A 14,916-nucleotide genomic window follows, 5' to 3' on the forward strand; every position below is an offset into this window, starting at 1 on the left:
TAATGGCGCTATTGTAACCTATGCATTTATTGGTAGCGAATAGCTGTGGTAAAAAATAGGCAATAAAAAAGGCGACCTAAGTCGCCTTTATATGAGTAGCCGTTAAGCTAGCCTCTTACTTTAATACCTTTCTTTTCCATGCCACGGTAGATGATAAGCATCTGGACAATAGAAATAAGGTTAGACACTAACCAGTAAAGTACTAAACCAGATGGGAACCACAAGAAGAATACAGAGAAGATAACCGGCATAAAGGTCATCATTTTTTGTTGCATTGGATCGGTAACCGTCATTGGTTGTAGCTTTTGCGTTACAAACATACTTGCACCAAACAATATTGGTAACACGTAGTATGGGTCTTTTGTTGAAAGGTCAGTTAGCCAAAGTACAAATTCAGCATGACGTAGTTCTGTCGATTCTAAGAATACGTAAAATAGCGCTAAGAAAATAGGCATTTGTAGCAAAATAGGGAAACAGCCACCCATAGGGTTAACTTTTTCTTTGCGGTACATTTCCATAGTAGCTTGGCCGAACTTTTGACGGTCATCACCATATTTTTCTTTGAGGGCAGCCATTTTAGGCTGAAGGGCACGCATTTTAGCCATTGATGTATATTGCGCTTTAGTAAGCGGGTACATCAACGTTTTGACGATAATTGTGATGGCAATAATAGCAACACCCCAGTTACCTAAAATGCTGTGTAACCATTTAAGAAGTACAAATAAAGGCTGCGAAATAAACCATAACCAACCGTAATCTACAGTAAGGTCTAAATCTGGATGAAGCGCTTCTAATAAGTCAGACTCTTTAGGGCCCATGTAGTAGGTCGCAATGAGTGTTTGCTCACTGCCGGCTTGTACATTTACAGGCGCTGCTTTTGTACCAATAATCGCAGCATTACTTTTAGTAATTAAACTGTAAAGCGTGTGTGTTTCGTCTTGCTTAGGTACCCATGCACTTACAAAGTAATGCTGAATAAATGCTACGTAACCGCCTTGGGTATTTTTATTTAGGTTTTTGTCAGCCATATCTGAAAAGCTGTATTTTTCGTACGACTCTTCATCAGTACCGTAAGCTGCACCTAAATAGTTTTGATCTACTAAACTGCCTTTTTCTTGTACGGTACGCTTAATTTGCGTGTATAGCTGTACTTGTACTGGCGCACTTGTTGTGTTGTTTACTCTGTACTCTAGGTCTACATCGTACTGACCTTTTTTGAATACATATGTTTTAGTAAAACTTACGCCGTTACTATCAACATAGGTAAGCGGTACACGTAACTCATCACCATTTAGCGTGTAAGCTTGTTGCGTTGCTTGGTAAGTAGGACGACCATTTGCTGATGCATCTGGGCCATTTAAACCAATTAAACCACTTTGTGAGAAGTATTGATTGCCATCAAACTCACCTAGAAGCATAAATGGTGTTTCTTCACCTTTTACTTCTTCGTATTGCAGTAAGTCTGCTTCAACAATGTCACCGCCTTTGGTGTCGATTTTTACGTTGAAAACGTCAGTCGTAATGTCAACAACTGAACGCTTAGCAGCAGTAGCCGAAGCTGGTAAACCTGAATCTGACGATGACGGTATATAATCATCTGACTCTGGTGACGTTGTGTTTAGTGTTTGTGTAGTGGCACTAGGATCGGCTTTAGGTGTGTTGTAGTCATTATTCCATTCTTGAAATAATAAAAACGACACTAACATTAAACCGATTAATAAAAACGTGCGTTGCGATTCCATAACAGCTCTTATTTCTCGTGTTGGTGGTTAATACGGGTTAATTTTTCAGGAACGGGGTCTTCTCCGCCTGAATGTAAAGGATGGCATTTTAATATGCGTTTAAGTGCTAACCAACTCCCTTTTACAAATCCATGCAAATTAATTGCTTGAATAGCGTAATGAGAGCAGCTTGGATTAAAACGACAATGCGGGCCTAGTAGTGGGCTTATCCACATTTGATAACCGCGGATAAATAACACTAAACACCGCTTTGGAATAGCAACAAGTGGTTTAAGTAACCTCATGATGTTTATGCCCCTGCGTATATTTAGTGAATAGATACCATGTATTTAAAGGCTCAATTAGAGGTTTTAAACGCATGATTAAAAGGTGAGCTAAAGATACCTTAATTAACCCTGTAATTCTATTGCTATCGGGTTTGTTTATTAGATTTAGCTGATTTGTTAGGGCGCTTTTTAAAAGGTGGTGGTTTTGGTGCACCCGGTTTGCAGCGTTCATTAATTTTGCGCCACAATTTTGTAAGTTGCTTGGTTATTTCTTCATTAGACTGCTCGTCAATGCCACTTTTTACCATAAGCACAATATCAATATTATCGATGGTGTGTTGATTTAAACGAAAACTTTCGCGAGCAAGTCGTTTAATACGGTTTCGTTGGCATGCCTTTTTTACACGTTTTTTAGCAACAGTAAGTCCTAACCTAGGTTTATCTTGGTCATTTGGTTTAGCTAAAAGAGTAAATAAAGGAGTTGCAGCCCGAGCGGGTTCATTAAATATGCGAGAGTAATGCGAGGGAGTTAACAGACGTAACTCCCTGCCAAAGCTAAAGTCTTCCACTTATATATTAAGCAGAAAGTACTTTGCGGCCTTTAGCGCGGCGACGTGCTAATACTTTACGGCCATTTACAGTTGCCATGCGAGCACGGAAGCCGTGTGCACGTTTGCGTTTTAAAACGCTAGGTTGAAAAGTTCTTTTCATAACAATCTCATCCGATCGGTTAAAGTTAAAACATCCTATGCAGGTCGCGATCCTGGCACAGGTGCCATTGCGAGCGCGAGATATTATAGATTAAGCACTTTAAAGTCAATGATAATTGCGCTGTAAACACCGTGTTTATTACATTTTTTGTGCGCTGGCTTGATATTTATGGATTAAATTTAAAGCAAAATGGTCTGCTTTTATGCAAAAAGGTGAATTAATAGCCTGGAGCGACTAAAAGAATGTGGATCGTAATAAAGTAGGGTGATCAACTAGGATCATCATAATAAAGAAGTTTTCCACAGCTGATGTTTAAAAAGTGAATAAAAGCATGGGAAAACTCATTTAGATCGTAAAATTGGTTCGCGATCTGCCTGTGTTCTTGTTATGATCTGTTATCTGGCTTTAAAATAAAAGTCGATATAAATCAGTCTATTAAGATATTTATACACTGATATCAACAATTTTATAAAAATCAATCTTTTACTTGTGGATAAAGTGTCTTCATAATACGCGGTCTTGGGTCGCGTAGCTGGCCAATTAAACGCAATAAATGCATGATTTTTAATCATTATTGATGTGCGGGAATAAAAATTATACCTCTGGGAGTTTAACTGTGTATCTGTCGGTTTGGCAAAGTTGTTTATATGTATTGCAAGATGAGTTGCCTTCGCAACAATTCAGTATGTGGGTAAGACCGCTACAAGCAGAAAGTACCGAAGATACCTTAACGATTTACGCACCTAATCGCTTTGTTCTTGATTGGGTAAGAGAAAAGTATTTAAACCGTATTAATGAGTTACTGGTAGAAATTTGTGGTGATGAAGCGCCCGAATTACGTTTTGATGTAGGTAGTAAACCACTACTCAATACTCAAGCGGCGGCGCCAAGTGTTGAAGCCCCTGCATCACCTAGTTCACAGGCACCTGCTAAACAGCAACCTGTAGAGCAAAAAACACCAGTAGAGCCTGCGCCTAAATCGGGCTATAAATCTAATATAAAAGAAAACTATACCTTTGACAGTTTTGTTGAGGGTAAATCTAACCAGCTAGCAAAAGCGGCTGCAACACAAGTTGCAGATAACCCTGGCTCTGCCTTTAACCCAGTATTTATTTACGGTGGCACAGGCTTAGGTAAAACTCACTTATTACATGCAGTAGGTAATGGCATTATGGCAAACAAGCCCGATGCTAAAATTGTTTACATGCATTCTGAGCGTTTTGTGCAAGACATGGTAAAAGCACTACAAAATAACGCCATCGAAGAATTTAAACGTTATTACCGTAGTGTAGATGCGCTAATGATTGATGATATTCAATTTTTTGCTAATAAAGAGCGCTCGCAAGAAGAGTTTTTTCACACCTTTAACGCATTATTAGAGGGTAATCAGCAAATTATTTTAACCTCTGATCGCTACCCAAAAGAAATTGAGGGCGTAGAAGACAGGCTTAAATCACGTTTTGGTTGGGGTTTAACGATTGCGATAGAGCCGCCAGAACTTGAAACGCGCGTTGCTATTTTAATGAAAAAAGCGCAGCAGAGTAAAATTAACTTACCGCACGAAGTTGCCTTTTTTATCGCTAAAAAATTACGTTCAAACGTACGCGAATTAGAGGGCGCCCTTAATCGTGTAATAGCTAATGCTAATTTTACCGGTCGTCCGATTTCTATCGACTTTGTGAAAGAAGCATTGCGCGATTTGTTGGCACTACAAGACAAACTTGTCACTATAGATAACATACAACGCACCGTGGCTGAGTATTACAGAATACGTGTGTCTGACTTGTTATCTAAGCGCCGCAGCCGCTCTATCGCAAGGCCGCGTCAGGTAGCTATGGCATTATCTAAAGAATTAACTAATCACAGCTTACCTGAGATTGGTGACGCATTTGGTGGGCGTGACCACACCACCGTATTACATGCGTGTCGTAAGGTTAAATCACTACGTGATGAAAGCCACGAAATAAAAGAAGATTATCAAAATTTAATAAGAACGTTGTCATCTTAGGGCTGACTTTATTATGCAAATAACCATTTCAAGAGAACAATTTTTAAAGCCATTAGTGCAAGTATCGGGTGCGATTGAACGTAAACATACGTTACCTATATTATCTAATGTATTGTTAGTGGTAGAAAACGGGCAACTTTCAATGACAGGTACAGACCTTGAAATTGAACTCGTTGCAGGTGTTTTTGTTGGTGATGATATTGCTGATACAAAATTAACGCTACCTGCTAAAAAATTACTCGATATTTGTAAAAGCCTACCAGATGGCTCTGAGCTCACATTGAGCTTACAAGAGCACCAACTGCTATTAACCAGTGGTAAAAGCCGCTTTTCATTGACTACACTTGCCGCGGAAGACTTTCCTAATTTAGAGCAATGGGATGGCGAGGTAGAGTTTCAACTAACGCGTTTAGAGCTACGCAAGTTGCTTGAAAGCACGCATTTTTCGATGGCAAATCAAGATGTGCGTTACTATTTAAATGGCATGTCGTTTGAAGTTGATAATACTGACATTAAAACAGTGGCGACCGATGGCCACCGTTTGGCAATAGCGCAAAAAGAATTAGGTCAATCGTTAAATACGCAGCGCCAATTAATCATACCGCGCAAAGGTGTGCAAGAAATTATGCGCCTTATGGTGGCCGATGAAGAATTAGTTACTATTCAATTTGGCGCTAACCATATTCGTATTATCGATGTGGAATTTACTTTTACAAGTAAGTTAGTAGATGGCCGTTTCCCGGATTACCGCCGTGTATTACCACGTGGTGGAGATAAAGTGATTACTGCTAACCGCGAGTGGTTACGTAATGCGTTTCAACGTGTGTCTATTTTATCAAACGAAAAGTTTAGAGGTGTACGCCTAAACTTAGCTAACGGCTTACTTAAAATTACGGCTAATAATCCTGAGCAAGAAGAGGCTGAGGAAATAGTAGAAGTAATGTACGAGGGTGATGAGCTAGAAATTGGTTTTAATGTGTCGTATGTATTAGATGTACTAAATACATTAAAAACAGAAGATGTACTATTTACATTAGCTGATTCTAACAGCAGTGCACTTATTGAAGGTGCGGGCGATGAAGAGGCAATGTACGTGGTTATGCCTATGCGATTATAAGATACCCATTATAAATGAGTTTAAGTCACTTGAGCCTCAAGTATTTTCGTAATATTGAGGCACTGACGCTAGAACCAGTCAACGGCGTTAATATAATTTATGGTGAAAACGGCAGCGGAAAAACCAGCCTTTTAGAGGCTATTTATTACCTTTCTCATGGCAAATCTTTTCGAACACCTAAACATAAAAGTATTATTCAACATCAGCAAGATCAGTTTGTAATACATGGCCGCAAAGCGCTACACGACTTGTCAATTCCTATTGGGATTAGTAAAACCCAAAGCGGTGAAACTAATTTAAAAATACAAGGGAAAGCCAGTAGAAAAATCTCTGAGCTTGCACAGTTAATGCCTGTGCAAATTATTACACCCGAAAGCTATTCATTGTTTTTTGGTGGCCCAAAAGAGCGACGTAAATTTTTAGATCTGGGTTTGTTCCACGTGGAACATGAGTTTTTTTATTTATGGCAATCGTTTAATAAAGTACTTAAACAACGCAATGCACTTTTAAAAAGTAAGCCAAAGAATTATTTTGACCAAATTAGGTTTTGGGACAAAGAATTTGTTAGACTGGCAGAACAAATAAATAAATTAAGAATGGCGTATATAAGTAGGTTTAAGCAGCAGTTTTTTGATAAAATGTGTGCAGAATTAACGCTTATACGCGATTTAGAAATCAACTTTAATGCAGGCTGGAAAGACAGCGAGTCTTTAAGTGATGCATTAGAGCAAAACTTTGAGCGAGACGCTCGCCAAGGTTTTACTAGTAAAGGTCCTCATAAGGCCGATTTTAGTTTTAGTGTCGCTGGCAACAGTGTAGAAAATACGTTTTCGCGCGGTCAATTGAAGTTATTGCTTTATGCGTTAAAAGTAACGCAAAATAGTTTAATTGAGTCAGAGACAGATAAGCAATCTATATTGCTAATAGATGATCTACCTTCAGAGTTAGGCGAAGATACAAAAGAGAAAGTGGGGCAATTATTGGCTCATTGCAGTTCTCAAATTTTTATCTCTTCAATTTTGTCTGAAAGTATTTCTGCTGTGGTGGAACCCATGCAACGAGAACTACAAATGTTCCACGTGAAACATGGCAACCTAATAACAAGATAAGTGGGATTAACCATGTCTGAGAATTACGATTCGTCGAGTATTAAAGTACTTAAAGGATTAGACGCAGTTAGAAAGCGTCCTGGAATGTATATAGGGGACACCGATGATGGCACAGGCTTACACCACATGGTGTTTGAGGTCGTTGATAACTCTATCGATGAAGCCTTAGCAGGTCATTGTGATGATATTTATGTAACGATTCACTTAGACGGTTCAGTCTCGGTAAGAGATAATGGCCGTGGTATCCCAACTTCTATCCATGAAGAAGAAGGTGTGTCTGCTGCCGAAGTTATCATGACGGTACTTCATGCTGGTGGTAAGTTTGACGATAACTCTTATAAAGTATCAGGTGGCTTACACGGTGTTGGTGTATCAGTAGTAAATGCATTATCAGAAAAACTAACACTTACTATTCGTCGTGAAGGCAAACTACACGAGCAAACTTACAGCATGGGCGTACCTAACGCACCATTAGCTATTATTGGCGACGCTGACACAACAGGTACAGAACTACGTTTTTGGCCGAGTGCTGAGACATTTACAAATCTAGATTTTCATTACGATATTTTAGCTAAGCGTTTACGCGAGCTATCGTTTTTGAATTCAGGTGTAAGTATCATCTTAACTGATGAACGCGAAGAAAATAAAACCGACCACTTTAAATATGATGGCGGTATCCAAGCGTTTGTTGAATACTTAAACCGCAATAAAACACCAGTACATAAAGGTGTATTCCACTTTACTCACGAGCGTGAAGAAGATGGTATTAGCGTAGAAGTTTCAATGCAGTGGAACGATGGCTTCCAGGAAAACATTTACTGTTTTACTAATAATATTCCACAACGTGATGGTGGTACTCACTTAGCCGGCTTTAGATCTGCGCTTACACGTACACTTAATAACTACATGGAAAAAGAAGGCTTTAATAAAAAAGCTAAAACAACCAGCAACGCAACGGGCGATGATGCGCGTGAAGGCTTAACAGCGGTTGTAAGTGTTAAAGTACCTGATCCTAAGTTCTCATCACAAACTAAAGACAAGCTAGTATCAAGCGAAGTTAAATCTGCGGTTGAGCAAGCAATGGCTGAAAAGTTTTCTGATTTCTTATTAGAAAACCCAATGGATGCCAAAATTGTTGTTGGTAAAATTATTGATGCAGCACGAGCACGTGAAGCCGCACGTAAAGCTCGTGAAATGACTCGTCGTAAAGGCGCTATGGATTTAGCAGGTTTACCTGGTAAATTAGCAGACTGCCAAGAAAAAGACCCTTCATTATCTGAACTATACATAGTGGAGGGTGACTCAGCTGGCGGTTCAGCCAAGCAGGGTCGTAATCGTAAAAACCAAGCAATTTTGCCACTTAAAGGTAAAATCTTGAACGTAGAGAAAGCACGCTTTGACAAAATGCTTTCTTCACAAGAAGTAGCAACGCTAATTACGGCACTAGGTTGTGGTATTGGCCGTGATGAATATGACCCAGAAAAACTGCGTTATCACAGCATCATAATCATGACCGATGCTGACGTGGATGGCTCTCACATTCGTACATTGCTATTAACGTTCTTTTACCGCCAGATGCCAGAAATTGTTGAGCGTGGATACATTTACATTGCACAACCGCCACTTTATAAAGTGAAAAAAGGTAAGCAAGAGCGTTATATTAAAGACGATCCTGCGCTTGTAGACTACCTAACATCACTTGCACTAAATAATGCAGCGCTTTACACAAGCGAAAATGCAAGTGCGATTGAAGGCGAAGCGCTTGAGCAAATAGTACAAGATTACCAAAACACAGTTAAAGTCATTGAACGTTTAAAACGTAAATACCCTAACACGGTGATGGAACGTTTGATTTACCAAAGCGAGTTAAAAGTAGAAGATTTATCTAACGAAGCTAAAGTAATTGAGTGGACTAAAGAGCTTGTTGATGACTTAATAGCACGTGATGAAGATGCAACAATTTTCCATGCTGGCACAGAGCACGATGCAGAGCGTAACTTGTACTTCCCGGTTGTGAATATTCGTCAGCACGGTGTTGATAAAGCCCATGTATTACACTATGACTTTATTGCCTCGCGCGACTACCAACGCATTGCTGTGACTGGTACTAACATTGCTAACATCCTTGATGAAGGCGCATATATTCAACGTGGTGAGAAAACAAAACCTGTTGATAACTTTGTGGATGCTTTAGAGTGGTTGATCGCAGAATCTAAGCGCGGGATCTACATTCAGCGCTATAAAGGGTTAGGTGAAATGAACCCTGATCAGCTTTGGGAAACAACCATGGATCCTTCAGCACGACGCATGCTACAGGTTACAATTGAAGATGCTGTAGCGGCGGATCAATTGTTTGCAACCTTAATGGGCGATCAAGTAGAGCCACGCCGTGACTTTATTGAAACGAACGCTCTTCGCGTAGTTAACCTAGACGTATAAAAAATTATACTTATATCTTAAAAGGAGCCTAATGGCTCCTTTTTTATTTTAACAACCGCACAAACTGCTTAAAACCTGCGTGTGCACAAGGTATACTGAGGGTAATTTTCACGCTACTTTCAGATAGTAAAAAGCCAAATATGCAAAAATATGACGTTAAAACCTTTCAAGGTTTGATCCTGGCTTTACAGGATTATTGGGCACAGCAAGGCTGTGTCATTATTCAACCACTTGATATGGAAGTGGGCGCAGGGACATTTCACCCGCAAACATTCTTAAAATCTATTGGCCCTGAGCCAATGTCGAGCGCATACGTGCAACCGTGTCGTCGTCCTACCGATGGCCGCTACGGTGAAAACCCAAACCGCTTACAACATTACTACCAATTTCAGGTAGTTTTAAAGCCATCACCAGATAACATTCAAGAGCTTTACCTAGGCTCACTAGAAGCAATGGGTATTGATACCCTAACGCACGAAATTCGCTTCGTAGAAGATAACTGGGAATCACCAACGCTAGGCGCATGGGGCTTAGGTTGGGAGATTTGGCTAAATGGTATGGAAGTAACGCAGTTTACTTACTTTCAGCAGGTAGGGGGCTTAGAGTGCTCTCCTGTAACCGGTGAAATTACTTACGGCCTAGAGCGTTTAGCAATGTACATTCAAGGTGTAGACAGTATTTACGACCTAGTATGGGCAGATGGTCCATTAGGGCGTGTAACTTACGGCGATGTATTCCATCAAAATGAAGTAGAACAATCTACTTACAACTTTGAACACGCAAACGTAGATGACTTATTTGCACAGTTTGATAAATGTGAAGCAGAAAGCCAAAAGCTAATTGAAGCAAATTTACCACTACCTGCATACGAGCAAGTAATGAAAGCATCGCATGCATTTAACTTATTAGATGCGCGCCATGCAATTTCGGTTACTGAGCGTCAACGTTATATTTTACGTGTAAGAGCGTTATCAAAAGCATGTGCACAAAGTTATTACGATGCACGTGAAGCGCTTGGTTTCCCGCTGTGTAAGGATAAGTAAGCATGTCAGCACAAAATTTATTAGTAGAAATTGGCACCGAAGAGCTGCCACCAAAAGCACTGCGTAAATTAGCAGAAGCCTTTGCCGCAAACCTAACAGCTGAGCTTGAGACACTAGAGCTTGGGCATGAAGGTGTAAGCTGGTATGCATCGCCTCGTCGTTTAGGTTTACAAGTAAAAGCGCTTGAAGCTAAGCAGCAAGATAAAGAAGTTGAAAAGCGCGGCCCTGCAACGAAAGCAGCGTTCGATAGCGAAGGTAACCCAACGAAAGCAGCAATGGGTTGGGCACGTGGTTGTGGTATTGAGGTAAGTGAAGCACAAACTCTCGAGACCGATAAAGGCGCTTGGCTTTTACATATTGCTAAAGTAGCAGGGCAAGAAACTAAAACCCTAATGAGCGATGCCATTGCAAAGTCATTAGCAAAGCTACCAATTCCTAAGCCGATGCGTTGGGGCGCGAATAAAACACAATTTATTCGTCCAGTTCATACCGTCACTATTTTATTTGGTGATGAACTTATTGAAGGCGAAATTTTAGGTAAGCAAGTAACTAACCAGTTACAAGGCCACCGTTTTCACCACCCAGAAAAAATCACCATTAACCACGCAGATGACGTGTTCGACGTATTAAAATCTGCCTACGTTATTGCTGATTACGAACAACGTAAAGCGCTAATTCGTGCACAAATAGAAGACGCTGCAAGCGCAGTGAATGCGGTTGTTGCAATGGATGAAGACTTATTAGAAGAAGTAACATCACTGGTAGAGTGGCCAGTAACGTTAACGGCAACATTTGAAGAGGCATTTTTAGATGTACCTGCCGAAGCACTAATTTACACCATGAAGGACGATCAAAAATACTTCCCGCTATTAGATCAAGACGGCAAACTTTTAAATAAGTTTTTGTTTGTATCTAACATCGAAAGTAAAGATCCAAGCGTGGTTATTTCAGGTAACGAAAAAGTAGTGCGCCCACGTTTAGCTGATGCGCAGTTCTTCTTTGAGACTGATAAAAAGAAAACCCTAGAAAGCCGACTAGAGTCACTTGATACTGTTTTATTCCAAAAGCAGTTAGGTACGCTTAAAGATAAATCTGTACGTATTAGCGAACTTGCTGGCTACATTGCAGAGCAACTAGGTGCCGACAAAGACCTTGCAAAACGTGCCGGCCTATTAAGTAAAACTGACTTAATGACCGAAATGGTAATGGAATTTACCGACGTACAAGGTGTAATGGGTATGCACTATGCACGCTTTGATGGCGAGGCAGAAGATGTAGCTATTGCACAAAACGAGCAATACATGCCACGCTTTGCAGGTGATAACCTACCTACAAACCTAATTAGCTGTGCAGTCGCTATTGCTGATAAGTTTGATACGCTGGTGGGTATTTTTGGTATAGGCCAAGCACCAAAAGGCGACAAAGACCCATTTGCGCTTCGTCGTGCAGCCATTGGTGCACTGCGTATCATGGTAGAAAAAGAACTACCACTGGATATTTTAGACCTAGTAGCAAAAGCACAAACATTGTTTGGCGATAAGTTAACTAATCTAAATGTATCAACGGATGTATTTGATTTTATGCTAGGGCGTTTCCGCGCATGGTATCAAGATGAAGGCATTGAAGTAGACGTAATTCAAGCTGTGCTTGCACGCCGCCCAACGAAACCTGTTGATTTTGACCGCCGTGTTAAAGCGGTAAGCCATTTCCGTACATTAGACGAAGCAGAAGCGCTTGCAGCGGCTAATAAGCGTGTAGGTAACATTCTGGCTAAAAACAATATTACTAACCAGGGTGATGTTGATGAGAGCTTATTAAGCGACGACGCCGAAAAAGTATTAGCATCACAAGTGGCAAAATTTGCGACTGAGCTTGCACCACTTTACGCTGATGGAAACTACCAAGAGGCATTGAGCCAATTAGCCGGTATCCGTCAAAGTGTTGATAACTTTTTTGACAACGTCATGGTTATGGCCGACGATGAAGCTGTAAAGCAAAATCGCCTTGCGCTATTAAGCCAGTTAAGCCGCTTATTTTTAGATATTGCAGATATATCTGTACTGCAAAAATAACACTGCTTAAGCCAATAGAAAGCCAGCGTTTTGCTGGCTTTTTAGTTTAACAGAACAAAGGACTTCAATTAATGATGCCAATGAAACGAATTTTAACGCTTGCTATTGCCAGCTTACTAACCGCATGTACTAGCCAGGTGTCTATTAACGATGTGCTGCCACAACAAGAATTGGATAAAACAATTTACCTAAGAGGCGACTTTACGCTTTGGGACGCAGAACCTCAGTACCAATTTATGCCTGTGGGCGGCGCGCTTTACCAAGCAGAAGTTAAATTTAGTACCCCGGGTAAAGTGTACGAATTTAAAATAGCCGACGCCGATTTTAGTGAAGGCTACAACTGCGGCTACAGCGATGCCCAACCGGCAGGGCAAAAACTAACGCTCGGCCAATCTGTACTTGCAGACTGTAATACTATTTATAATTACTTTAGCTATACACCCGCAATAAAAGGCACGTACATAGTAAGCATTGATTACAGTGATTATGATAAGCCGAAAGTGACGATAACGAAGAAATAGCTATTAGTTGGGAGCTGTCAGCTTTTAGCTGCCCGAGTGGGCATATAGATTTGTGACAAGGATGTCGTAGGTTGGTTAGAGTGAAACGAAATCCAACATATGCGGCGAATAGAACTGTGCTGGTGGTTATCAAATTCGTTGGGTTTCGTAAAACTCAACCCAACCTACATCTGGCTTATGCTCTTGACGATGCGTTAAATATTAAAAACCAACTAACTTTCAAATCTTAAAGCCCTTTCTTCACCACATACCTATACGGTGCTTCTTCAACATCTTTAGCCACCAGCGTGTGATCCATGAACGTACAAAAGCTTGGAATATCGCGAGTGGTTGAAGGGTCGTCGGCAATAATAAGCAGTGTTTCACCCTCATTAATTTTACGAATAGCAGCGCGTATCATCATTACAGGTTCTGGGCAGCGTAGGCCCATGGCGTCTAATTGGTGATCGGGGTTATCAAAGCTCATAAAAAGTTACCTGTAAAAATAGTCGCGGCTTGGTTAGGTCGGGTAGTTTAGCGCAATTAATCTGTTTGGTTAACTGTTTTGCATATAACGGGTAAGCGTAATACAGTAAAAAATAATCTGGTTTAAATTTAATACACCCGATCACATTATTCATATCAGCAATAAGCTGGTGGTATAAAAAAAGGCGAACTAACTTGCGCTAGTTCGCCTTTTTAATCACCAAGATGGTTTACATGTTTAAGTTAATACTTAGTCTTGAACACGTTCAAATACAGTCGCGATGCCTTGGCCTAAACCAATACACATAGTGGCTAAACCGTATTTTGCATTTTTATCTTCCATTAAGTGGATAAGCGAGGTGCTAATACGCGAACCCGAACAACCTAGTGGATGACCAAGTGCGATTGCGCCGCCGTTTAAATTCACTTTTTCATCAACCACGTCTGCTAAACCTAAGTCTTTAAGTACAGGCAGTGATTGTGCCGCAAATGCTTCGTTAAGCTCTGCTACGTCAATGTCATCAATAGTAAGACCTGCTTGTGCAAGTGCTTTTTTACTTGCTGGTACTGGGCCGTAACCCATGATTGATGGATCGCAACCGGCAACAGCCATTGCTTTAACGCGTGCACGAATTGGTAAGCCAAGTTCTTTTGCTTTTTCTTCGCTCATTACTAACATCGCTGATGCGCCATCAGAAAGTGCAGAAGATGTACCCGCAGTAACCGAGCCAGAAGCAGGGTTAAATACTGGGCGAAGCTGAGATAAACCTTCTACCGTTGTTTCAGGGCGAATTACTTCATCATCTTCAACTAAAATAAGTGAGCCATCAGCTGCGTGACCTTCCATTGCTAAAATTTCGCGGCGGAAACGGCCTTCAACTGTTGCAGCATGTGCACGTTGATGTGAGCGGTATGCAAATTCGTCTTGCTGCTGGCGGCTAATACCGTGGATAGTCGCAAGGTATTCTGCAGTTAAACCCATAGAGCCAGATGCTTGTGCAATTGAAGTTGCTAAGCCAGGGTGAAAGTCGTTACCGTGAGTCATAGGAACATGACCCATATGCTCAACACCACCAATTAGGTAAGTGTCGCCAGCGCCTGTCATAATAGCGCGTGCTGCGTCATGCAATGCTTGCATTGACGAGCCACATAAACGGTTAACGGTTGTAGCAGGTACAGAGTGTGGAATACCCGCAAGTAACGAGGCGTTACGTGCAACGTTAAAGCCTTGCTCTAGTGTTTGCTGTACACAGCCCCAATAAATATCGTCAATTGATGCAGGGTCAACTGCTGGGTTGCGCTCTAATAACCCTTTCATAAGGTGAGCACTTAAATCTTCCGCACGTTTGTTTTTAAATACGCCGCCTTTTGAGCGACCCATTGGTGTGCGGATACAATCTACAATTACTGGATTATTCATGAT

At 40.9% G+C, this 14,916-nt stretch carries 13 protein-coding genes; 7 read left to right on the plus strand and 6 right to left on the minus strand.

Annotated features, from left to right (window positions below):
• Positions 1–107: 107 nt before the first annotated feature.
• From yidC to rpmH, 4 genes are all read right to left on the minus strand, one after another.
• Complete coding sequence (yidC, locus tag CWC16_RS13805; protein ID WP_138541940.1) at positions 108–1,742, minus strand: membrane protein insertase YidC; 1,635 nt, start codon at positions 1,740–1,742, stop codon at positions 108–110.
• An 8-nt stretch (positions 1,743–1,750) separates the two neighbouring features.
• Positions 1,751–2,026, minus strand: a complete 276-nt coding sequence (gene yidD, locus CWC16_RS13810; protein WP_004588061.1) for a membrane protein insertion efficiency factor YidD — start codon at positions 2,024–2,026, stop codon at positions 1,751–1,753.
• A gap of 125 nt (positions 2,027–2,151) precedes the next feature.
• A complete protein-coding gene (gene rnpA / locus CWC16_RS13815) occupies positions 2,152–2,577 on the minus strand; it encodes a ribonuclease P protein component (RefSeq protein WP_029772813.1) in 426 nt (141 codons plus the stop codon).
• A 7-nt stretch (positions 2,578–2,584) separates the two neighbouring features.
• A complete protein-coding gene (gene rpmH / locus CWC16_RS13820) occupies positions 2,585–2,719 on the minus strand; it encodes a 50S ribosomal protein L34 (RefSeq protein WP_004335215.1) in 135 nt (44 codons plus the stop codon).
• Between the two features lie 616 nt (positions 2,720–3,335).
• On the opposite strand from rpmH, the gene dnaA reads away from it, so the two are divergent.
• From dnaA to CWC16_RS13855, 7 genes are all read left to right on the plus strand, one after another.
• Entirely contained in the window at positions 3,336–4,727 is a 1,392-nt protein-coding gene (gene dnaA / locus CWC16_RS13825; protein WP_138541941.1) for a chromosomal replication initiator protein DnaA, read from the plus strand.
• Between the two features lie 13 nt (positions 4,728–4,740).
• Positions 4,741–5,844: a DNA polymerase III subunit beta gene (dnaN, locus tag CWC16_RS13830; RefSeq protein WP_004588058.1), complete on the plus strand. Its 1,104-nt coding sequence runs from the start codon at positions 4,741–4,743 to the stop codon at positions 5,842–5,844.
• A gap of 14 nt (positions 5,845–5,858) precedes the next feature.
• Positions 5,859–6,953, plus strand: coding sequence for a DNA replication/repair protein RecF (recF, locus tag CWC16_RS13835; protein ID WP_024032132.1), 1,095 nt, complete (start codon positions 5,859–5,861; stop codon positions 6,951–6,953).
• Positions 6,954–6,965: 12 nt separating this feature from the next.
• Positions 6,966–9,392, plus strand: a complete 2,427-nt coding sequence (gene gyrB / locus CWC16_RS13840) for a DNA topoisomerase (ATP-hydrolyzing) subunit B (protein WP_138541942.1) — start codon at positions 6,966–6,968, stop codon at positions 9,390–9,392.
• A 140-nt stretch (positions 9,393–9,532) separates the two neighbouring features.
• On the plus strand, positions 9,533–10,435 hold the full coding sequence (gene glyQ, locus CWC16_RS13845) for a glycine--tRNA ligase subunit alpha (protein WP_138541943.1): 903 nt from the start codon (positions 9,533–9,535) through the stop codon (positions 10,433–10,435).
• Positions 10,436–10,437: 2 nt separating this feature from the next.
• A complete protein-coding gene (gene glyS / locus CWC16_RS13850) occupies positions 10,438–12,507 on the plus strand; it encodes a glycine--tRNA ligase subunit beta (RefSeq protein ID WP_138541944.1) in 2,070 nt (689 codons plus the stop codon).
• Positions 12,508–12,578: 71 nt separating this feature from the next.
• Positions 12,579–13,028, plus strand: a complete 450-nt coding sequence (locus tag CWC16_RS13855; protein WP_138541945.1) for an early set domain-containing protein — start codon at positions 12,579–12,581, stop codon at positions 13,026–13,028.
• A 226-nt stretch (positions 13,029–13,254) separates the two neighbouring features.
• Here CWC16_RS13855 and tusA read toward each other — a convergent pair whose 3' ends face one another.
• Both tusA and fadA read right to left on the minus strand, forming a co-directional pair.
• Positions 13,255–13,494 (minus strand): sulfurtransferase TusA, encoded by a 240-nt coding sequence (tusA, locus tag CWC16_RS13865; RefSeq protein WP_104641681.1) that lies wholly within the window; start codon positions 13,492–13,494, stop codon positions 13,255–13,257.
• Between the two features lie 249 nt (positions 13,495–13,743).
• Entirely contained in the window at positions 13,744–14,913 is a 1,170-nt protein-coding gene (fadA, locus tag CWC16_RS13870; protein ID WP_055016201.1) for an acetyl-CoA C-acyltransferase FadA, read from the minus strand.
• Between the last annotated feature and the right edge of the window lie 3 nt (positions 14,914–14,916).

Source organism: Pseudoalteromonas sp. S3776 (assembly GCF_005886915.1).
In the GTDB taxonomy this organism is placed as follows: Bacteria; Pseudomonadota; Gammaproteobacteria; order Enterobacterales; family Alteromonadaceae; genus Pseudoalteromonas.

Excerpts from the sequence above, each read along its gene's own strand:
- CWC16_RS13855 (WP_138541945.1), top strand. The coding sequence starts at position 12,579 with ATGATGCCAATGAAACGAATTTTAACGCTTGCTATTGCCAGCTTACTA.
- glyQ (WP_138541943.1), top strand. The coding sequence starts at position 9,533 with ATGCAAAAATATGACGTTAAAACCTTTCAAGGTTTGATCCTGGCTTTA.
- fadA (WP_055016201.1), bottom strand. The coding sequence starts at position 14,913 with ATGAATAATCCAGTAATTGTAGATTGTATCCGCACACCAATGGGTCGC.
- tusA (WP_104641681.1), bottom strand. The coding sequence starts at position 13,494 with ATGAGCTTTGATAACCCCGATCACCAATTAGACGCCATGGGCCTACGC.
- dnaN (WP_004588058.1), top strand. The coding sequence starts at position 4,741 with ATGCAAATAACCATTTCAAGAGAACAATTTTTAAAGCCATTAGTGCAA.
- yidD (WP_004588061.1), bottom strand. The coding sequence starts at position 2,026 with ATGAGGTTACTTAAACCACTTGTTGCTATTCCAAAGCGGTGTTTAGTG.
- gyrB (WP_138541942.1), top strand. The coding sequence starts at position 6,966 with ATGTCTGAGAATTACGATTCGTCGAGTATTAAAGTACTTAAAGGATTA.
- yidC (WP_138541940.1), bottom strand. The coding sequence starts at position 1,742 with ATGGAATCGCAACGCACGTTTTTATTAATCGGTTTAATGTTAGTGTCG.
- recF (WP_024032132.1), top strand. The coding sequence starts at position 5,859 with ATGAGTTTAAGTCACTTGAGCCTCAAGTATTTTCGTAATATTGAGGCA.
- rpmH (WP_004335215.1), bottom strand. The coding sequence starts at position 2,719 with ATGAAAAGAACTTTTCAACCTAGCGTTTTAAAACGCAAACGTGCACAC.
- glyS (WP_138541944.1), top strand. The coding sequence starts at position 10,438 with ATGTCAGCACAAAATTTATTAGTAGAAATTGGCACCGAAGAGCTGCCA.